We start from the raw sequence: 20,078 nt of genomic DNA, 5'->3' as shown, positions 1-20,078 counted from the left end.
AGATTTGCATAAAGGCGGTAACGAAAAATGGAAAATACACTGGCCCGGAGGCGCGCGAAAGACCGCCGAAGACTGTTCGACCGAAAACGTCTTCTCATAAACGTCCCTTTATTCGTGATGTTTATCCCGATCATCGCGTACTTCCTCGTATTCAGGTACATCCCGATGCTCGGGCTCGTGATTGCCTTCAAAGACTATAATTTCACCGACGGGATATGGGGAAGTCCCTGGGTGGGACTGGACCATTTCAAGCTGCTGTTCTCCAATCCGAATATGCAGAACATCCTGCGCAATACGTTTATCCTCAGTCTTCTGCAAATCGTCGTCGGCTTCCCGTTTCCCATTCTGACGGCGCTGCTCATTCATGAGGCGCGTAAGCTGTGGTTCAAGAAAACGGTCCAGACCGCGGTCTTTGTCCCGCACTTTCTGAACTGGGTTATCGTGGGGCAGATCGTGATTACGATTTTCTCCCAGCAGACGGGCATCGTCAACACGGTGGTGGAGGCGCTGTTCGGCGAACCTTACGCTTTCCTGTACAATGAAGGCTCCTGGATCTCGATCTTCGTCGGGGCCGGTATCTGGAAGGGAGCCGGCTGGGGAGCGATTATTTATTTGGCGGCGCTCGCGGCCATCGATACGTCCCTGTATGAGGCGGCAAGTATGGATGGTGCCGGTAAATGGCGGCATATCTGGCATATTTCGCTTCCTTCGATCATCCCGACCATCGTGATCCAGCTGATCCTGACGATCGGCGGCGTGATGGAGGTCGGCTTTGATCAGGTGTATGTGCTTCAGAACTCGGTCGTATCCAGCATATCGGAGGTTATCTCCACCTGGAGCTACAAATCCGGAATCAACGGGGGGCAATTTAGCCTGGCGACGGCTCTTGGCCTGTTCGAATCACTCATTGGGCTGACACTGGTGCTGGTAACGAACTGGGTCGCCCGGCGCTACAATCAAGGATTATGGTAAGGCAGGTGGGACATAGATGAGAGATTCACGAGGAGAGAAACTATTTTATTCACTGAATGCCATTATTCTGTCGTTGTTTGCCCTCAGCTGCATTCTGCCGATGGTGCATCTGCTTGCCCTGTCGTTCAGCAACCAGGATGCGATTGTGTCGGGGCTGGTATCGCTGTGGCCGGTCGGCTTTACGGCTGTCGCCTACGACAAGCTGGTGAATGGTACCCAGATTGTGAAAGCACTCGGAAACAGCATTCAGATTACGCTGGTCGGCACGTTCCTGAATCTGCTGTTTACGCTGCTATGCGCCTACCCGCTGTCGCGGGGTTATATGTACGGCAGACGTTTCTTCACCCTGGCTATCGTCTTCACCATGCTGTTCTCCGGCGGTTTGATCCCAGGTTATCTGCTGGTCAAGTCGCTGGGACTGATCAATACCTACGGGGCGCTCTGGCTGCCGGGTCTGGTCAGCGTATACAATATGCTTGTCATGCGCACCTTCTTCATGGGGATTCCCGAGGAACTGGTGGAGGCGGCGCGAATCGACGGCTGCGGGGAGTGGAGGCTGCTGTTTCGGGTATTCCTTCCGCTGTCGCTGCCTGTCATCGTGGCGCTCGGTCTGTTCTATGGCGTCGGCCATTGGAACTCCTTCTTCAATGTCATGATGTTCATCAATTCGCCGGAAAAATTCAATCTCGCCGTGCTCGTCCAGCAGATGATTCAAAGTCAGTCGCTGCTTCAGGAGATCGGCACCATGTCTCCGGAGGATTTCGCTTCGATTACGCCGGAGTCCATCAAATCGGCGGGAGTTGTGGTCATGATTGTGCCGATGCTGATCCTTTATCCTTTCCTGCAAAGGTATTTCATCAAAGGGATTTTAATCGGTGCTATTAAAGGATAAAACCGTTTAACAGGAGAATTCATTGAATAGGGAGAGTGTCTCATGAAAGGTTATATGAGAAAAACGGCAGGCTGCACATTGTCGGGTCTGCTTGCTTTGACGGTCATCCTAGCCGGCTGCTCCAAGGATGAGCCGGCATCTTCCGCCTCGGGCGAAACCGGCGGGGCCGGGAAATCGAAACCGTCGATTACCGTGTCGATGTATGACCGCGGCAATATTCCGCAGGATATCGGTACGGTGGATAATAATCTGTGGACCAAGTGGGTCAACGAAAACTCGGGGGTCAACGTGAAGTTCATTCCGGTGCCCAGATCCGACTCCGTTAAGAAATTCAACACGCTGCTGGCCGCAGGCCAGGCGCCAGACCTGATACTGGAATACGACACGAACTTCCTCAACCAGTTGTACACGCAGAAGCAGATTATGCCGCTCGATGATCTTATCGATCAATACAGCACGGACTATAAGCAGCTGCTGGAGCAATATCCGCTGCTTCGGACGCTAGGAACGAAGCCGGACGGCAAGCTTTATGGAATCGGGCGGGTGCTTGGCTACATTCCCGGCAACTTTCTGTTCATCCGCCAGGACTGGCTGGACAAGCTGGGTCTGAAGGTGCCGGAGACCGATGAAGAAGCTTTCGAGATCATGAAAGCGTTTTCTGACAAGGATCCGGATGGCAACGGAAAAGCGGATACGTTCGGTGCCAATCTGAGCGGCGCCGGCGGCGGCTGGGTCGACACCATGTTCCAGAATGTTTCCTGGGTTATCAATGACGGCAGTCTGGTGAGGGACTGGGAGCGGGCCGAAGCGGCAGCTTCCTACAAGAAGAGGATGTTCGAAGAAGGACTCGTCGACAAGGATTATCTGACGGACAATGTCGGCAAGAAATCGGAGCAGGATTTCCTCCAGGGTAAGACCGGGATCTACGGAGCGACGGGTAACGTGCATCTGATTTATACCCAGTATCAGACGTTCAAAAGCAATAATCCCGATGCCAGACTGACGGTTATCGCCGTTCCGCGCAGCAAATACGGCCAGTTCAGCCCCGGCTTCAATGCGCCGATACAAATGTCCGGTGTTGTGAATGCCAAAGCGGCTTCCCCCGAGGGGGTGATACAGCTTGTTGATTTCCTGAGCAGCGCATCCACAGTCAAAACGATGAAGTACGGCCTCGAGGGCGTTCATTACAAAATGGAGAACGGCAAGGAAGTCACCCTCGACAAAGATAAATATGACAAGGAGATCAGCTGGCTGGGCGATTTCCGGATGGTCGGATCGCAGCATCTGATCAATGAATTTACCAAATATCTGGAGGATCTCGACCAGTCCAAGCCGCTGGACAAGGATGTTTATGACATGATGAAAAAAGCCTACAGTCTCTACATCTCCAAGGATCAGCCTATACCGGCGATTACGATGGACGGTTATATGCCGGGTCTGCCCGCAGACATGCTGTTCATCGCCAACAACGTGAACCAGCCGGTAACCGACCTGTGGAACAAGGCGATTGTCAGCGGCAAAGGTTATACAGTGGAGCAGGCCGCCGCCGATGCGAAATCGCTGTGGAAAAAGTCCGACGGCGAGAAGCTGGAGAAGTGGTATGCCGACTGGTATACGGCCAATAAAGACAGTTGGGTATTCACCAAAGATCTTTACGATATGAAATTTTAATGGAATGAAGGACCTTCCCTACCGGCTGCGTATGACGCGATACCGGTAGGATCTTCGCCTTTACCGGAGATTGGCTCGGAAGGAAGGGGGATGCCGATGAAAACAAAATCGTGGTTTCAACGGCTGCTGTCCACGTATTTGCCGATATTTTACCTGGTCATTTTCTTCCTGATCTTCGTATTCTTCATGACCGTCAGCCAGATGTCGCGCCAGCAAACGGCCAAAGCCAACGACAGCTATGCCAAATATGTCATGCAGGCGCTGGAGTCTGCCCTGCAGAATATCGACCGGGTATTCTACAGGGAACTCGATACCGATCCCGATATCCAGGCATTCCTGTTCCGCAAAGAGGACACTGGCGAAAGCGAATACCTGCTCAACAGCCGGCTGGCGAACAAGTTTAAAACCATGGGAGTCAGCTACCCGCTGATCCACTCCATCTATCTGTACCGTGACTCGGACCGCCGGGTACTGACCTCCAATGCGATCATGTCCAGCGACAACTTCGGCGATCACGAGTTCGCGGAGGAGCTGGCAGGCGGAGAAGCTCCCTATACATGGACGGGAGTGCGCGATTACAGGCTTTTCAGCTTCGATCCCCTCACTTCGGTCGTCTCGCTGGTCCGCAAGGTGCCTTTGCAGTACGAGAGCCGGGGGTTTCTCGTCATCAATGTCTCGGTCAGTGGAATTCGGGGCATGGTGGATGAGATGGCAACTCAGAATGTCGGCTCCACGGGGGTATATGATGCTTTGGGTAAGGCGATTGTCGGTTCGGTCAACGACAACCTGCAGGGTATGTCTTTGGTGAAATCCTCCTACATGATGTGGGAGGTGCGGACCGGCCTTATCGGCGGGTCGGCATACGGGGTAATCCTGAATTTCTTCTATGGCTGGATTGCGCTCGGCTTTGCGGTGATTCTGCTCGGAACGGTCGGGATCGTGTTCGTTACCCGGCGTTATACCTCGCCGCTTGACGCCATAGTCCGGCGCATCAAGTCCTACTCCAAATCCAGATCGAAGGAGCTGGCGGTGATGGCCAGCGGCCAGCCGCAGTTCTTCGAGACGGCATTCGATCATCTGCTGGAAATGGCGAATTTGTACACCGATGTTCATCATGAGAATCTGGTTTACCGCAGAAAAACCTTCTTCATCGAGCTGGTTGGCGGGGAACGGAGAATCGACGCTTCTGCCTGGGAAGAAGAGACTGGAAGATTCGGAATGACGGCCGGTTACCGGGAGCTTGGGATCGGCATTCTGGATATCGATAAATATCCCGGCTTCTGCGGAGCTTACAGCTATCAGGATCAGAATCTGATCAAGTTCGTCATCTCAAGCGTCGTGAAGGAAACGGCTGCCGAGATGCGAGTAGCCGTTTGGTCGGAATGGCTGGAGAACGAGCGGCTGACCGTGCTGTTCCGCACGGAAGAGCCAGAGCCTGGACTCCGCTCGGAGGTTGCCGTCTTGTGCGACAGAATCCGGCTCTGGATTCAGGATAATCTGGAGTATACGGTGACAATCGGGATCGGGTCAGTTGTGGAGGAACTGGGAGACGTTCCGCGCTCCTTCGATGAAGCCGAGGAGGCACTGACCTATAAATCCTCTGCGGGTATGAACCGGATCATTGCTTATAGCGATACTGAGCGCGGTTTTCAACTGGATTCGTTTGTTTATTTGCAGCTGATCCGCAGCATTGCAGATTCTTTCAAGCTGAGAGATGCAGACTGGAAGATCAAGTTTGCCGAGCTGGTGGATCATATGCGAAGCCGGCTGTTTTTGCGCCAGGATATGGTCAATCTGCTGCAATACATGATTTTTCATATCTCCAAGGAGGTATGGGACCTCCCCGTTCCTTACAAAGAGGCATGGGACCGGGTGACCCCGGAGCTGAGCGGCGTGCTGAAGGACTTCGACACGCTGGAGGACGTCCGGGAGCGGCTTGAGGCTCTGCTGGACGAGGCAGCCGCACGGTTTGAACAACTCCGTCCCGGCAAGCAAAATCAGGAACTGATTCGCAATGTCAAAGCTTACATCGAAGCTCATTATCACAGTCCTGATTTATCTCTGGGCTTGCTCAGCTCCGAATACGGCATCCATCAGAGCAATTTGAGCCGTCTGTTCAAGGAGGAAATCGGCGAGAATTTCGTCGACTATTTGGCCCGCATCCGGATTTTGCGGGCGAAGGAGCTGCTGCAGACGACCGTTGATTCCATCCAGGATATCGCGGGACGGGTGGGGTATTTGCATTACTTTTCCTTTAACCGGGTATTCAAAAAATTAATGGGCCTGACGCCGGGCGAATACCGCAGAAGCGCAGCGTCAGAACTGGAAGGCCGATAGGAGGCATACATGAATAAACATTGGCAGGCGCACTGGATCCGGCATCCGGAGTTTCAAGGCATCGCCCCGATCGGGCTGCTGCACAAGGAGGCAGATCCACAGCCTGGAAGCGTGCACCCTCCGGAGCTGAAGCATCATCATACCCTGTTCCGCAAAGAGATTGACCTGGCAGCGGAGCAACTGGAGAAGCTGCGGCTGGATATCAGCGCGGACGATTATTACAAGCTTTATATCAATGGAATATTTGTCGCGCAGGGTCCGGCCCAGGGATATCCGTTCCATTATCATTACAACCGGCTGGATGTCACTCCTTATATGGCGGTCGGACGCAATGTCATCGCCGTCCATGTATATTACCAGGGGCTGGTGAACCGGGCTTACAACAGCGGGGATTTGCGGCAGGGATTGATTGCCGAGCTGACGACGGCGGGCGAACCAGAGCCGCTCGCGGAAACGGACGAAAGCTGGCGCTGTGCGCGCACGATGGAATATGGCGCCGGGGACGCAGCCACGACCGGCTACGACACCCAATATATCGAGCATATCGACAGCCGACTTGCCTTCCACGGCTGGCGCGCGGCGAGTTATGACGACTCCGGCTGGCTGACGCCAGCCGCGCTCGGGCTGGAGCATACCGGTTACATGCTCTTCGAGCAGCCTACGCCTCCCGTGGAGGTATACCGGAAGAATCCAGCCCGGGTGCAGCGGATCGGGGATGATCATTATCTGGTAGATTTCGGAGAGGAGATTACAGGCCAATTCACGATGAAGGCCCGCGGCGAAGCAGGAACGGTCGTTGAAATACGCTGCGGAGAAGAACAGGATGATGAGGGACATGTACGTTATGAAATGCGCTGCAACTGCAATTACCGGGAACAATGGACCTTGTCCGGGCACGAGGACGAGCTGGAGCCTTTCGAATATAAAGCGTTCCGCTATGTGGAGGTCATCGGGCCGGACGGGGCTCTGGACGAGCAGACGTTCGCGGCTGTCGTGCGCCATTATCCGCTGAAAGACGCGCAGAGCGGCAGCTTCCGCTCGGAGGACCGCTTGTTAAGCGGCATCTGGGATATTTGCGGCCGGGCCGTCCGCAACTGCGCTCAGGAATCTTACGTGGATTGTCCGAGCCGGGAGAAAGGGCAGTATCTCGGGGACAATACCATTACCGGCCATGCGCATCTGTATCTGAGCGGCGATTCGCGTATGGTCCGGAAGGCGCTTCGCGACTTTGCCTTAAGCACGGCGGTATGTCCGGGTATGATGGCGGTGGCGCCGGGGAACTTCATGCAGGAAATTGCAGACTTCTCCTGTCAATGGCCGATGCAGCTGCTCACCTATTACCGGCATACAGGGGATGCCGAATTCTTACGTGAGATGCTGCCTTATGCCGAAGGCATCGTCGAATATTTCCGGAAGTACCGCCGTGCGGACGGTCTGCTGGCCGATGTCAAGGACAAATGGAACCTCGTCGATTGGCCCGATAATCTGCGGGATGGCTACGACTTTCCGTTGACGCGTCCGGCAGGAGACGGCTGCCATAATGTGATCAACGCGCTCTATTACGGCTGCATGAAGTCGGTGCAGGAGATCAAGGATGAGCTGCAGATGGAGTATGAGGACGCGCTCCCGGGATTCAAAACCGCGTTTCTCGCAGCTTTCTACCGGCCGGAGAGCAGGTTGTTCACGGATGCAGTGAACAGCGGGCACAGCTCGCTGCATGCGGTTGTGTTCCCTCTGCTGTTCGGACTGGCGCCGGAGGAAGCAGTGACTGCGCTCGTTGCCGAAATCCGCCGCAAACGGTTCAGCTGCGGCGTCTATATGGCTTATTTTGTACTGAAGGCGCTGGCCGGCGTGAGAGAATACCCTTTGATCTATGAGCTGATTACCGGAGATGACGAGCATTCCTGGAGCCAGATGCTTCGTGAGGGAGCGACCACCTGCTTTGAGGCCTGGGGCAAGGACCAGAAATGGAATACCAGTCTGTGCCATGCCTGGGGCAGCGCGCCGATTCCCGTGGTCATCGAGGATATCATCGGCCTGAAGCCGGCGCGGCCGGGATGGGGAGAGGTTTCGTTCGAGCCGCAGCTGCCTCCGGGTATGAAGCCGTTTCATCTGCGCATCGCTGTCCCCGGAGGCACGGTAGAGGTGCGCTACGATGGCAAGGCTGCGGAGCTTGTTCTCCCTGATCAAGCGGTGAGACGGCCGGCGGGCCGGTAAAGCCATAGATGTTTAAAGGTGAATATTCAAAGAATAAGGACGGGATGCCGGCAGCCATGCGCTGGCCGGGTCACGTCCTTTCTTAGGGATGCTTGTTTCCCTCCGCTTCCCGGAAGGTCCAATATCCCGAAACGTAATTGAATTGATTATTTTCCGCTTGTCCTTGTGCTGATTGTAATCAGTCTCAAAGGCTTCAAGGCCGCGACGGCAGGCGATGTATTCTTTTCACCTTGTTGGTAGGGTTCGTGGAGGAGACCGTTTGCCGGGGGCTGATTCTGAAGACCTTGCTGAACAAAAGTGTACAGTCGGCGGCCATCACCTCCAGCATCCTGTTCTCGATTACACATATGTTGAATGTAATGTCAGGTCAAAGCACGGAGCAGACGATTTTACAGCTGGTATATGCCCACCTGGTCGGTTGCGCCCTGGCTCTGCTGATGGTGAAGAACAATAATATCTTTTCAGTTGATCCTATTCCATTTTCTGCATAATCTCATCCAGTTCCCCGGCAATGAAATTACCGGAATGGGTTATGATTTGATCGTTCTTTTCCTTCTCCTTGTTCAATGTATTTGGCTTGCGATGAGTATGAGGCCGCAGTCTGCTGCCCAGCCTCAATTTTCCTGAATTCCGAGCGACATCGGAACATGATAACAGACGTACGTTGACGCTATCCCCCATAGGAATGGCAGCGGCAGTCCCGGAGCACTTGCATGCCCTGGGCTGCCGCTAATGCCAGTCTGCAACCCGTTTAGGCTTGCAGACTGCAGCGCACGGTCTTGACCTCGAATGGAGTAAATGACAAAGCAATCTCACGTTTATCTATCGAATCTTGCAGATCCGCGATTACACGTTCCTCCAGCATATCGGTCTCGCTTGCGCTTATGATGTCGAAGCCCAGACGGAGCCGGCTGCGTCTGGACGCACCCTTGGCCTCATACAGACGGAGGACGAGATCGCCCGAGCCGTCCTCAGCCAGCTTGACCGTGTCGATGATGATATTGTCCCGGTCGCATGAGGCTAGTCCGGCAGATGGTTCCGCTATGCCGGGAGCCGACAGTACCGGAGCATTCAGCTCGTACGCTTCGCGAATGACTGGACTGCTCATGAACCCTTCGTTCCAGACATGCAGCGCGTATGAAAATTCATGCAAGCCCTCGTCCGCACGCTCATCCGGCCAGGTCGGCGCACGCAGCAGCGTCAGGTTCATCCGGCTGCCCTCAGCATTCAGCCCGTATTTTCCGTCGTTGAGCAGGGCAAAGCTGCGGTTGCCTTCTACCAGCGCTGACCACTTGTGCTGGCTGACCTCATACCGGTCCGCATCATGCGGGCGGGACAGGTGATTGGGCCGCCGTGCGTAGCCGAACTGGATTTCGTTCAAAACTTCATGGGAATGAAGATTGACATCAAAGCCGACCTTCAGCAGCTTATGCTTCTCCCGCCAGTCCACCCGCGTCCGGAATTCGACCCGTCTGCTCCCCGTCTCCAGCCGGATTTCCTGAATGACAGTGGACTGGTTCAGTATTCTCTCGACCCGAACGGCTGCATACAAGGGGCCTTCGGCGAGGACGGTGATACTCGCACTCTCAGGGAGTGCCAACTCCGCATCGGCATAACGGCGGTCAATCTCCCAGGCATCGAAGTTCGACGGCTGATCGCGGAACATCAGGAACTGGTTGCAAAGTCCCTTGGCCCATTCCGACTCTGTGTCTTTATCCCAGATGCTTGTGAGCTCACCGCGCTCGTTGAGCATTATCCTCAGGTGCTCATTTTCCAGTGATCCGGCAGTCGCCTTCACTCCGGTGGTACTCGCATCCGCCTCAACTGCTGTCTCCGGTTCACTGCCTGCCGGTTCCAACGATATGCATCCCATCGCCGGAAGGGTTACGCGGGCATATCGTTTCTCCTGCTGCGGCTGCACATAGAGCGGACCGTTCTGCGCGGACTGTTCAGCCGCGGCATAACGTGCGTGCTCCCAATTATCCGGCAGCTCAACAACCGCTGCGCGCTCCCATGGCAGGGAGTTGAAGAAGGTAATGCCTTCGCCGGTTCCGGAGCTATCCGTCAGCGCGGAAGCCGCCTGCCGTACGAGCCCGCTTGCCGAATGCAGCAGCTCGTCGAACTCCCGCTCGGCTTCCTCATGCACCCGCGTAATCGACGTGCCCGGCAAAATATCGTGAAACTGCAGCAGCAGCAGTTTGTACCAATTGGCGTCGAGCTTCGATTTGGGATACGGCGCTTTGCCGCCAAGCGCAGCCAGCGCGCTCCATATTTCCGCTTCCCGCAGGGCGAACTCACCTCTCCGGTTGCCCTGCTTCATTTTGGCCTGCGAGGTCAGCGTGCCGCGGTGCGCCGGATAATAAAGCTCGCCGACGTAATGCGAGTCCGGCATTCCGCGCTGCTCCAGATCCTCGAAGTATTCCCGCGGCGCGCTGATAGCCGTCCGCGGAACGCCCTCCAGATCGCCCATCCGGCGCAGGAATTCCAGATCGTCGCGGTTCGCGCCGCCGCCTCCGTCCCCGTAGCCGAACTGCACAAGACGGGTCGATATGCCAGTCTTCTGAATCCGCTCGTTCCATTGGAAGAGCGCATACGAGACATCGGCCGGATTGGGGAATGGGCCGTAGTCGAGCAGATGAACGGGCACGCTTGAGCCGTCGATGCCTTCCCAGGTGAACGTATTATACGGGAAAGGATCGACGATATTGTCATATGTCTGGTACATCTTCACGGAAGCAAAATAGCGGATGCCGCATTTGCGCATAATCTGCGGCAGGTTGCCTGAATAGCCGAATACATCCGGCAGCCACAGCATCTCGCACTCCGCGCCGAATTCCTCGCGGAAAAACCGTTTGCCGTACAGAAACTGCCGGACCAGGCTTTCGCCGCTTGGTATATTCGTATCCGGCTCCACCCATGCGCCGCCTTCGGGGATGATTCTTCCCTCCGCGACATACTGCTTAATCCTTCCATACAGCTTGGGATGCAGCTCCTTCGCCAGCTGGAACAGATACGGCTGGCTCTGCATGTAGCGGTATTCGGGGTATTCGTCCAAGAGAGCCAGCTGATTAGAGAATGTGCGGGCGATTTTGCGTTTGGTCTCCTCGATCGGCCACAGCCAGGCGATATCCAGATGGGACTGTCCCATCATGAACAGCTTGGGCGCCGTCGAGCCGTTCACACAGTCCAGCAGGGGCTTCAGGATGGAACGGCCTGCGAGGGCGAATTCCTCCGGAGCAGACGCCGCCTCGTTCCAGTCCAGAGCCGAGATCAGCTTCAGAAATCCGGTGTCGATCTCCGACACGCGAAGCGAGCCTGGCGCAAGGCCATTGCGCAGCTGGAGCAGGACCTTCAGGTCGATGAAGAATTGATACAGCTCTTCATTCACGGCGACCAGCTGCGCATGCCGGTAGACCGGCAGCTCCCGGTCATGCCCTGCATAGGCTTCCGCCACGATGCCGAAGGAATCCCCCACTGCGGCGCTGCGGGTCAGGGTCAGCGAAGGGTGGCGGTCATCCTTCGCGCCGGCCAGCCGGCCGTTGACGTAGACCGTGCTCTCCGCGCCAAGATTCAGCTGCACTTCTATCCGCTTGCCCGCGGCATCGGCGGGGAGCTCGAAGCTGCCCCGGAACCAGCCGTACAGCCATTTGTCCCCCCATTGTGCGCCCGGCGCAATCGGCGTGAACGGGCCCTGGACCGCTTCCTCGTACGGCAGCAGGGAATCGGTTATATAATAGTCGAATTCCGCCTCGCCAATTGGACGATACAGACAGGCGTCTTTTTCCTTCAGCCATTTCTCAATATGGTACAGCCATTCCTTTGATTGCATGTCAGGCTCCTCCGTGTTGTTTGATAAGCTTCTTTTTGTATTGCGCGCAGCTCCCGGCTCGCGGCGTGGTGTTGCATGACGGCGGTCGGCCACCCGGTGTCGTTTCATCGCGCCGGGTCCAGGCATCCCGGATAGCAGCAGGGCAGGGCAAAACAAGGCACTTCTTACCCCTTGGTCGCTCCTGCCGTGAGCCCTTTGACAAGGGCCTTCTGGAATAAAATAAAGATAAGCAGAACGGGCAGCGTTGTGACGATTCCTGCGGCGTTCAGCGGTCCCCACTGAATACCGGATTTGGTGATGAACGTGTTGATTCCCGCCGGCAGCGTTCTCATGGAATCCGTGCTGACGAACGTCATCGCAATCAGGATTTCCTGCCATACCGTGATGCAGACTGTCAACCCGACCGCTACCAGTCCCGAACGGGCGAGGGGCAGCACCATGCGCAGCAGTATGCCGAACGAGGAGCAGCCGTCGATCGTGGCGGCTTCGTCAATATCCTTCGGTATGCCTTTGAAGTAGCCGGTCAGCAGCCAAATCGCCATCGGCAGCAAAATGGCGCAGTACGTGAGAATAATGCTCGTATAGGTGTTCAGCAGATGGAGCTTGCCCCACATAATATAGAGAGGAACAATCAGAGTCGTCAAGGGCATAATCTGCGCGAACAGAATAATGGTGAAATACGCCAGCTTGCCCTTGAACCGGTAGCGCGTCATGCTGTAGGCGGCGAGGCTGGCGATAGCCAATACGACGAAGACGGTTACCGTTGTAATCAGAATGGAATTGAAAAAATACGTCGGAATTTCCGAACCGCGGAACACGCTGGTATAATGCTCCCAGCTGATTTGCCTGGGGAACAGGGTAGGCGGATCGGCGAAAATTTCTGCGGACGGCTTGACCGAGGTCACAAGCAGCCAGTACAAGGGAAACAGAATAACAATAGCAATGACGATCAGGATCAGAACATGGCTCCCAAGACGTATGCCTCTCACTTGATGCTCACTCCCTAATAGACTTCAGCATGGCCCGCATATACGGCGAGCAGATGATTCCGATGATAACAAGACTGATAAGCGCCATAGCGGACGATTTGCCAAAGTCAAAGAAATCAAAGGCCAGGCGGTAGGTATAGATAGGCAGCGTGGAGGTTGCGTCCATCGGGCCGCCTTTGGTTGTGACCCAGATCAAATCGAAATAATTAAGCGTCCATATGGTGGTGATAACTCCAGTTGCCCCAATAATGGATTTCAGGTGGGGGATTTTCACATACCTCACAATGCCGAACCAGCGGGCGCCGTCGATTCGGGCCGCCTCCACCTGATCGTTCGGAATATCCTGCAGCCCCGCAAGCATCATGAGAAACCAGAACGGGAACGCTTTCCACGTATTGACGAAAATCAGTGTTCCAAGCGCCATATGCTCGGAGCTCAGCCACGAGACGTCATGGTCGATAATATGAAGGGACTTTAAAATTTCATTCACAATCCCAAGATCAGACTGCAGCATCCAGCTCCACATCAGCGCGGTGACAACGCCCGGCAGTACCCAGGGAAGGAGCAGCAATGATCTGAGCAGCCCCTGGCTTCGGCGCCGTTCATCCACATAAAGTGCGGAGAGCAGACCAACCGCCATTTGGAGGGCGACGCCGGCTGCCGTCCAGATGACGGTGGTAAGCAGTACGGTTTTGAACAGATCGTCGGTCAGAACCGCCCTGAAATTGTCCAGTCCGATGAAGGGTTTGTCGGGCCGGCTTAACTGCCAGCGGTGAACGCTCACATATAAATTGTAGACAAGCGGATAGGCAAGCAGGCTTGCGATGACCACTATGGAAGGCAGCAAATACAGGTAGGGAACCGCATTTCGAAAAAATCGTTTACGAGTCATCCTCATATCTCCCAGGCTGTTCATTATGCGAAGAGGGGCAGATGGCAGAAGAACCTTCCGCCCCCGCTAGGCTTATTTCTGTGTCGTAATTTTGTTGATTGCACTTTCCAGCTCGGTCACGGCGTCATCGACCGCTTGATCCTTCAGCAGCACCTTCGATACCGTATCATAAACGGAGGAATCGATATCCTTGTAGAACAGCGTCTTCGGCTGCGATTGACGGGCGGATTTGATTTGATCCATGAAAATTTTGTAGGCCGGGTCTGTCGCAAATTTGGATATAGCCAGCGAAGCATTGTTGGCAGGCACATCGCTCATTGTACGGGAGTTGAAGTCGACCGACGTCAGCATTTGCGCCAGCTTAAGCGCTTCCTGCGGATGCTTGCTGCTTGCGGATACCGCGATCCCGAAGCCGCCTCCGAAGGAGCCGTCCGGCGCGCTCTCATTATATTTCGGCACAAGTGCCTGGCCGTAGAATGGTTGGATATCCGGATTCTGGTCGGTAACCCATGTTCCGGCGATTACCATCGCAACCTTCTGCTGTGCGAACAGCGTACCCAGCTTCAAATGATCCAATGTGGCATAATCGGGCTCCAGCGATGGTTTCAGATCCTTCAGCAGCTGAAGATAATCCTTGAATACCGGCGCATTGACGGTTGGAGTAATTTTGCCGCTGTCATCAACTTGAATGATCGAGCTGTCTGAAGCCGTGTATAAGCTTTGGGCCGGGAATTCCTTCAGACCCAGATCCAGGCCGAAGCCCGCTACCTTGCCGTCCGTCGCTTTCGTGATCGTTTCGGCGTCAGCCTTCAATTCGCTCCATGTCACAGGCGGTTTCTCCGGGTCCAGTCCGGCCTGCTTGAAGATGTCCTTATTGTACCAGAGCACCCGTGCATCAGTGGTATACGGCAGCGCCATGTTTTTGCCGTTCCACTTGTACATGGACAGGATGCCCGGGAAGAAGTCCTTGAAGTAATCCTCGCCAAGCGTCGCGCCCATATCGAGCAAATAGCCGGAATTGGCAAAGGTCGGGAAGTCGGGATTGTTTACGATGAAAAGGTCCGGCGCGTTGCCGCTGGCAAACATGACTTTATATTTCGTCTCCCATGTGCCGTACGGATCGCTTTGGAATTCGACCTCGAAGCCGGGATTCTCGGTTTCAAATTTTGTCTTCAGCTCTCCGAAGACGGGCGCATAAGCCGGATCGGTAACCCATTCCGAGAATCCGTAATACGTCAGCTTCTCCTTCTTGCCTGATGGAGCCGCACCGCCGTCCGCCGGAGCCGGACCGGAATTTCCATTGTTTGTGCCTGCTGAATTATTTCCGCATCCGGCGGCTACAACCGTCGTTAATACGGCAGTCAATAATACAAGCGACAGCTTGCCAAACCATTTTCTCACGTATGTTATCCCCCTTATAAAATATATTGCAGAGCTGCGCCGCATAATTGCGGACGTTAGCGCTTACAATCATGCCGGTTAAGAAATCGCTTGAGGCAGTATTTAGCCATAATTCATCTGACTGTATCAATTATTTGATACATAAATCAATAATCTGTATTACTTTTACAACATAATAATAGCTCCATTTATTATCTGTGTCAATACATCAATTGATATTTCATATTGAATTAATACAGATGACACAAATAAAGAACCGGGCGATAGAGTCCGGTTCTTTATTTAAGAAAATTGGCTGTTCGCAGCCATTATTTTGGAGGGAAGAAGCTTGGCCTGGCTGCCAAGGGACGGCAACAGCCGGTTCTTCTTGAAATATAAGAAAGTACAAAATTTGACCTATACTTTGCTGCTATTTTTGAGGAAAGAAGCTTATTGCGCCGCATAAGACGGCGAAAGCCATTTCTTCTATCAAGCAGGCTTAGCTTGCGTTTGTTGCGCTTGCAGCAGGGTGGCCGACAGAAGTGCCGTAATTGATCTCAGCGCTGCATATTTGCCCCAATACAGAGAGATGATCCTTGCCATTCAGCAGATTCATCAACTGATTGGCGGCGGTTCTCCCCATATCATAGAAGGGCTGATTGACACCCGTGACGTCAAGCTTCAGCTTGCGGTTCAGGTTCAGGGCATCGTATGTCACCAGGGACATATCCTCGGGAAAACGGATGCTGAGCCGGTCAAGCGCATCAATAGCGGCTTCTGCGATCTGGTCGTTCGCCGTGAAAATGGCCGTGCAGGGTATTTCCTTGATTTTCTCGGCTATTCTGGAGCTGTAGGACTCGAATTCCTCCTGGAAGTTCTCGAATTCCGTCTGAAGCAGCACATCCAGGTCCGGGTCAAATTCAATTCCGGAGTCGAGAAAAGCCTGCCTGACCCCGAGCAGCCTTTCGTTGAATGTGCTGACATCGGAATTGCGGATGAACAAAATCCTCCGGTGTCCCTTATCGATCAGCATTTTCGTCAGCTTGTAGGCGCTGGCCGTGTTGTCGCTGGTCACGAAAGGAATGTCGCTGTTGTACAGATGGCGGTCCAGAAAAACGACCTTGATGCCGCTGCTGGTCAGCAGATGGTAGAGGCTCTGATTGCGTTCCTCATGATGTTTGCCATAGATCGGACTGAGTATCACGCCATCCACCCGCTTGGCTACCGCTCCCTTGACCAGGGCTTCCAGCTTGTCGAGACTCCGGTCGTCGCTGTAGCTGAGCAGATGGAAGCCGTGCAGGTGCAGGACGTCCTCAATTCCTCTGAGCGCCGTCGCCCACAGCGGATTCTCGATGCCAATGACGGATGCAGCCACAAGACCGGACCGGTTATGCCCGAGCTGGGAGACGACTCCGTTCTCGATGAAGGTGCCTCTCCGGTTGTCCCGCTTGAGCAGTCCCTCCGCGGATAATTCCTTGATTGCTTTCTCTACCGTGTTGACGCTTGATTTGTATGCCTGGGCAAAATCGCGGCTGGAGGGCAAGCGTGAATCTCCGAGCCATTCCCCCTCCATGATTCTTCGCTTGATATCATCCTTGATTCGGGAGTACGGATAATTCGACATATAATTCCTTTCTTCCTCGCAAGATCATATACTGACTATATTGTATTTGTATCAACTGTGTCAAACATTGTTGGTAATATTACCTTTTTTCTTATACAGTTTATGCGGGAGAACAGCGAATTCCAGACAAGGGCGAGCAGACATCAGCCTGCAGTTGTAAGCTGTAACTGAAGTAGACTATACTGAATGTAAATGATAATAATTCTCAATGAATAGAAGGCGATCCTATGAACGATAAGCCTGGTAGCGCCAGCTTCCATCCGCGCAGTCTGCCGGTTGTGAAGGAGGCCAAGGTCAAGATTGAGAGAACGATTATGTATATGCAGGACCACCTGGGCGAGAATATCTCCCGGGAGCAGCTGGCTGCTCATGTTGGGTTGAATCCGGAGCATTACTCCAGGATGTTCAGAAAATATACTGGCTCAAGCCCGGTTGATTATATGACGGAGCTGCGGATGGAGCAGGCGAAGAAGATGCTGTTGCGTTCAACGATGTCCATTCGCGAGATTGCCCGGCAGGTCGGCTACGGAGATCCTTATTATTTCAGCCGCAGGTTCAAGAAAATGGCCGGCATTGCGCCTTCTGATTATATGAAAAGCCCGCAGCGGCGAATCGTTACACTGGATTATTACGGCCATTGCCGGGCTCTTGGAATTGAACCGGTGGGGGCGGATGTCCGGGATGTCAGTGGCTATTTTCCCGATTGGACTGCCCGGACACAGCATGTCGGAAGAGCGGATGAGCCATTCTTCGAAACGGCCCAAATCGCAGCCCTGAAGCCGGATATGATCCTCACCTCAAGGAAGGAATTCCTGGAGCAGCTCTCTGACCTGGCGCCCACCGTTGTTGTCGGTATGAATCAGGACCCGATTCATGAGCAGTTTGTGTTGATTGCCGGATGTCTGGGCAAAGAGAAGGAAGCGCTGGATTGGGTGAGCGCTTATGAGGAGCAGGCGGCGCTGCTGCGGGAGAAAGTTGCTGCTGCTGTTTGCGGCGGAACGGTAGCTGTCCTTAGAGTCCGGGATGGACTCCTGCAGATGTACGGAGTCATGAATATGGGGTATCCGTTGTATCGCTCCCTTCAATTAAAGCCCCCGGCTAAAATCCAGTGGCAGATGGAATGCAACGCTTATTTTCACTCCAGTGTGATCGAGCTGGAGGAATTGCGCTTTTATTCGGCCGACCATGTTTTTGTCGTTCTTCAGCCTGATGCGGGTGCGAAGCGGATGTGGGACAAGGTACGTTCATCGCCGGCATGGAATGCGTTTCCCGCCGCCCGCAGCGGACATATCTATCATTTGGATGTCCGGTGCTGGCTGGCGTTCGATCCCGTCTCGATCCAGATGCAGATGAATGAGGCGGCTGCGCTGCTGCTTGGGCATTAACGGGTGACGTCATAATAATCCATCATCCGCGCAATACAAGTGTATGGATTAGAGGGATCGGGTGCGCTACAATACTAAATGATATTAATTATCATTATCATTTGGGAGGGCGTTATGCAACAAGCTGCAAATACAACCGGAAAGACTATTTTCACTTGGGTCAGCATCGTCATGCTGATTGTGCTGCTGACTGCCTGCGGGTCGGATAAGCCGAAGCCGTCTGAGTCACCGCAATCGCAAGGAACGGATGATGCAGGCGCAAGCAAGCAAGAAAGTCCCCCCGCCGCCCCGGCTGAGAAAGAAGAGCCGGAGACAAGGATCGTCAAGGATGATCTGGGCAGAGAGGTGGAGATCCCCGTCTCCCCGAAACGGATCATAGCCTCAGAATTCTCCAGCGAGCTGATGGCGGTCGGCGTGAAGCCTGTGGGGGCGGGACATAATGATTTCAAAGTCGTGTTCACACAAAGCCAGATGGAGGGGGTGGAGCCAATCGGCGATCCACCCAATGTTGAGAAGATCCTGGAGCTTGCTCCTGACCTTATCATCGCACCGACCATCTTTCCGGAAATATACCCGGAGGCGATTGAGCAGTTATCCAAAATCGCGCCGATTTTCTATATTTCCTTTGATCAGGATCCCATCTTTGATATTTTTCCCAAGGTGGCCGACCTGGTCGGGAAATCGCAGGAGGCGAAGGCGTGGATTGAGAGCTACGAGAAAGAGGCTCAAACGGCACGCGAGCAGGTTCATGCCGCGATCGGCGATGAGACTGTTTCTGTTTTCCGAATTGAAAAGGGGCGGCTGCGCATCTATCTGAACCGGAACTTTGCCGGATATATGCTTCACAGCGGGCTGCAGGTCAAGTCCCCGGAGGCTGTGCTGGCCGAAATCGAGAAAAACAAGAATGGCTCCGCCGTCGAGATATCGCTTGAGAAGCTGCCGGAATTTGCCGCTGACCATATGTTTATTATTGTGCGTACGGAAGGCGACGATCAGGGCGCATTCAAGGAAATAGAGCAGTCGGCCCTTTGGAAGAGCCTTCCCGCGGTCAAGAATAAACAGCTCTATTTTATTGATACGGACAAGTACTACGGATCGGATATAACGACCATCCGCGAGACGATGAAAGAAGCTGCCGGTATGTTAACCAAGGGGCAGGCCGATTAAGGAGCCGGCAGCTCCTCCGGTGCGGGGAGGGTTTGTCGGCGGGGAAAGGCAGGTAACCACATTGCATAATCTGAGCAGAACGATCCGTGAGCGGAGAACCATACGTGACTTCAATGGCATGAAGCTGGAGAAGGAAGTGGTGATGGAGCTTTTACGCGAAGCGGGCTGGGCGCCTTTTCATTCCAGGAAGGAGCCCTGGCGGTTTATCCTTTTTCTTGGGGAGGGGCGCAGGAAGTTTGCCGAAGCGGTGAAGCTGACCTATTCCGAAGGAGTTTGTGGACCAATACGGAGAATGGGCCAAGAAGCAATACTGCCATCTGATGCAGGCTCATCTGCTGGTCGTCATTAAAGCCGATCCCCGGCAAAAATACTGGGAAGACGCATTTTCAGCCGCGGCTGCGCTTATCCAGAACATCCAGCTGCTGGCATGGGAGCGGGAAATCGGTGTCGTCTGGAAAACGAATGAATACAATTGGGATCCCCAATTTCATAAAGCGGTCGGCCTCATGCCGGAGGAAAGAATCATAGGCACGCTGCATCTGGGTTATTTCGACAAAACCCCCCGTCCCAAGCCCAGAACGCCCCTGGAGCAGCTGCTGACGGTTATTCAGGATTGACGGATATGAAAGTCCCAAATACTCGGCTATCAACCGGCCCCGATTCGCATAATTTCCACCCATGCAGAAGAACCTAATCCATAAATAATGGAAAAGGTGGTATCTC

Annotated in this window: 15 protein-coding genes; 10 read left to right on the top strand and 5 right to left on the bottom strand. The window is 54.1% G+C overall.

The annotated features are described in order from the left end of the window. Positions 1–27: 27 nt before the first annotated feature. The 6 genes from ACFOLF_RS16325 (at position 28) to ACFOLF_RS16300 (ending at position 8,580) form a co-directional block, all read left to right on the top strand. Complete coding sequence (locus tag ACFOLF_RS16325) at positions 28–972, top strand: ABC transporter permease (protein ID WP_210045031.1); 945 nt, start codon at positions 28–30, stop codon at positions 970–972. A gap of 16 nt (positions 973–988) precedes the next feature. Then, positions 989–1,864, top strand: coding sequence for a carbohydrate ABC transporter permease (locus ACFOLF_RS16320; protein ID WP_210045030.1), 876 nt, complete (start codon positions 989–991; stop codon positions 1,862–1,864). Positions 1,865–1,906: 42 nt separating this feature from the next. Further along, the gene (locus ACFOLF_RS16315; protein ID WP_210045029.1) at positions 1,907–3,535 is read left to right on the top strand and encodes an extracellular solute-binding protein; all 1,629 of its coding nucleotides are present in this window, start codon (positions 1,907–1,909) and stop codon (positions 3,533–3,535) included. A 96-nt stretch (positions 3,536–3,631) separates the two neighbouring features. Further along, entirely contained in the window at positions 3,632–5,872 is a 2,241-nt protein-coding gene (locus ACFOLF_RS16310) for a helix-turn-helix domain-containing protein (RefSeq protein WP_210045028.1), read from the top strand. Positions 5,873–5,881: 9 nt separating this feature from the next. Beyond that, positions 5,882–8,089, top strand: coding sequence for a family 78 glycoside hydrolase catalytic domain (locus ACFOLF_RS16305; RefSeq protein WP_210045027.1), 2,208 nt, complete (start codon positions 5,882–5,884; stop codon positions 8,087–8,089). A 245-nt stretch (positions 8,090–8,334) separates the two neighbouring features. Then, positions 8,335–8,580, top strand: a complete 246-nt coding sequence (locus ACFOLF_RS16300; RefSeq protein WP_379113776.1) for a CPBP family intramembrane glutamic endopeptidase — start codon at positions 8,335–8,337, stop codon at positions 8,578–8,580. Between the two features lie 260 nt (positions 8,581–8,840). On the opposite strand, the gene ACFOLF_RS16295 is transcribed toward ACFOLF_RS16300, so the two are convergent. The 5 genes from ACFOLF_RS16295 to ACFOLF_RS16275 all read right to left on the bottom strand — a co-directional run bounded on the left by ACFOLF_RS16295 (position 8,841) and on the right by ACFOLF_RS16275 (position 16,803). Then, positions 8,841–11,918 carry an alpha-mannosidase gene (locus ACFOLF_RS16295; protein WP_210045026.1) on the bottom strand — a complete coding sequence of 1,026 codons (3,078 nt, stop codon included), beginning with the start codon at positions 11,916–11,918 and terminating at the stop codon, positions 8,841–8,843. A 164-nt stretch (positions 11,919–12,082) separates the two neighbouring features. Next, positions 12,083–12,907: a carbohydrate ABC transporter permease gene (locus tag ACFOLF_RS16290; protein ID WP_210045025.1), complete on the bottom strand. Its 825-nt coding sequence runs from the start codon at positions 12,905–12,907 to the stop codon at positions 12,083–12,085. Between the two features lie 7 nt (positions 12,908–12,914). Beyond that, positions 12,915–13,799, bottom strand: a complete 885-nt coding sequence (locus ACFOLF_RS16285) for a carbohydrate ABC transporter permease (RefSeq protein WP_210045024.1) — start codon at positions 13,797–13,799, stop codon at positions 12,915–12,917. 72 nt (positions 13,800–13,871) lie between these two features. Then, positions 13,872–15,200, bottom strand: a complete 1,329-nt coding sequence (locus ACFOLF_RS16280) for an ABC transporter substrate-binding protein (protein ID WP_210045023.1) — start codon at positions 15,198–15,200, stop codon at positions 13,872–13,874. A gap of 478 nt (positions 15,201–15,678) precedes the next feature. Continuing rightward, on the bottom strand, positions 15,679–16,803 hold the full coding sequence (locus tag ACFOLF_RS16275) for a GntR family transcriptional regulator (protein ID WP_210045022.1): 1,125 nt from the start codon (positions 16,801–16,803) through the stop codon (positions 15,679–15,681). A 227-nt stretch (positions 16,804–17,030) separates the two neighbouring features. Here ACFOLF_RS16275 and ACFOLF_RS16270 point away from each other — a divergent pair, with 227 nt between their 5' ends. The 4 genes from ACFOLF_RS16270 (at position 17,031) to ACFOLF_RS16255 (ending at position 19,972) form a co-directional block, all read left to right on the top strand. Next, a complete protein-coding gene (locus ACFOLF_RS16270; protein WP_210045021.1) occupies positions 17,031–18,188 on the top strand; it encodes a helix-turn-helix domain-containing protein in 1,158 nt (385 codons plus the stop codon). A 114-nt stretch (positions 18,189–18,302) separates the two neighbouring features. Then, the gene (locus tag ACFOLF_RS16265; protein WP_379113773.1) at positions 18,303–19,355 is read left to right on the top strand and encodes an ABC transporter substrate-binding protein; all 1,053 of its coding nucleotides are present in this window, start codon (positions 18,303–18,305) and stop codon (positions 19,353–19,355) included. A gap of 118 nt (positions 19,356–19,473) precedes the next feature. Continuing rightward, entirely contained in the window at positions 19,474–19,704 is a 231-nt protein-coding gene (locus ACFOLF_RS16260; protein WP_379113785.1) for a nitroreductase family protein, read from the top strand. Continuing rightward, positions 19,631–19,972, top strand: coding sequence for a nitroreductase family protein (locus ACFOLF_RS16255; RefSeq protein WP_379113771.1), 342 nt, complete (start codon positions 19,631–19,633; stop codon positions 19,970–19,972). The genes ACFOLF_RS16260 and ACFOLF_RS16255 overlap by 74 nt, the downstream gene beginning before the upstream one ends. Positions 19,973–20,078 lie beyond the last annotated feature (106 nt).

Origin of the sequence: Paenibacillus sepulcri, from assembly GCF_042647105.1 — a bacterium.
Taxonomy (GTDB): Bacteria; Bacillota; Bacilli; order Paenibacillales; family Paenibacillaceae; genus Paenibacillus_Z; species Paenibacillus_Z sepulcri.
The sequence above is the reverse complement of the archived record's forward strand: the minus strand, read 5'-3'. Positions and strand labels throughout refer to the sequence as shown.

Excerpts from the sequence above, each read along its gene's own strand:
- ACFOLF_RS16325 (WP_210045031.1), top strand. The coding sequence starts at position 28 with ATGGAAAATACACTGGCCCGGAGGCGCGCGAAAGACCGCCGAAGACTG.
- ACFOLF_RS16320 (WP_210045030.1), top strand. The coding sequence starts at position 989 with ATGAGAGATTCACGAGGAGAGAAACTATTTTATTCACTGAATGCCATT.
- ACFOLF_RS16315 (WP_210045029.1), top strand. The coding sequence starts at position 1,907 with ATGAAAGGTTATATGAGAAAAACGGCAGGCTGCACATTGTCGGGTCTG.
- ACFOLF_RS16310 (WP_210045028.1), top strand. The coding sequence starts at position 3,632 with ATGAAAACAAAATCGTGGTTTCAACGGCTGCTGTCCACGTATTTGCCG.
- ACFOLF_RS16305 (WP_210045027.1), top strand. The coding sequence starts at position 5,882 with ATGAATAAACATTGGCAGGCGCACTGGATCCGGCATCCGGAGTTTCAA.
- ACFOLF_RS16295 (WP_210045026.1), bottom strand. The coding sequence starts at position 11,918 with ATGCAATCAAAGGAATGGCTGTACCATATTGAGAAATGGCTGAAGGAA.
- ACFOLF_RS16285 (WP_210045024.1), bottom strand. The coding sequence starts at position 13,799 with ATGACTCGTAAACGATTTTTTCGAAATGCGGTTCCCTACCTGTATTTG.
- ACFOLF_RS16275 (WP_210045022.1), bottom strand. The coding sequence starts at position 16,803 with ATGTCGAATTATCCGTACTCCCGAATCAAGGATGATATCAAGCGAAGA.
- ACFOLF_RS16270 (WP_210045021.1), top strand. The coding sequence starts at position 17,031 with ATGAACGATAAGCCTGGTAGCGCCAGCTTCCATCCGCGCAGTCTGCCG.
- ACFOLF_RS16265 (WP_379113773.1), top strand. The coding sequence starts at position 18,303 with ATGCAACAAGCTGCAAATACAACCGGAAAGACTATTTTCACTTGGGTC.
- ACFOLF_RS16260 (WP_379113785.1), top strand. The coding sequence starts at position 19,474 with ATGAAGCTGGAGAAGGAAGTGGTGATGGAGCTTTTACGCGAAGCGGGC.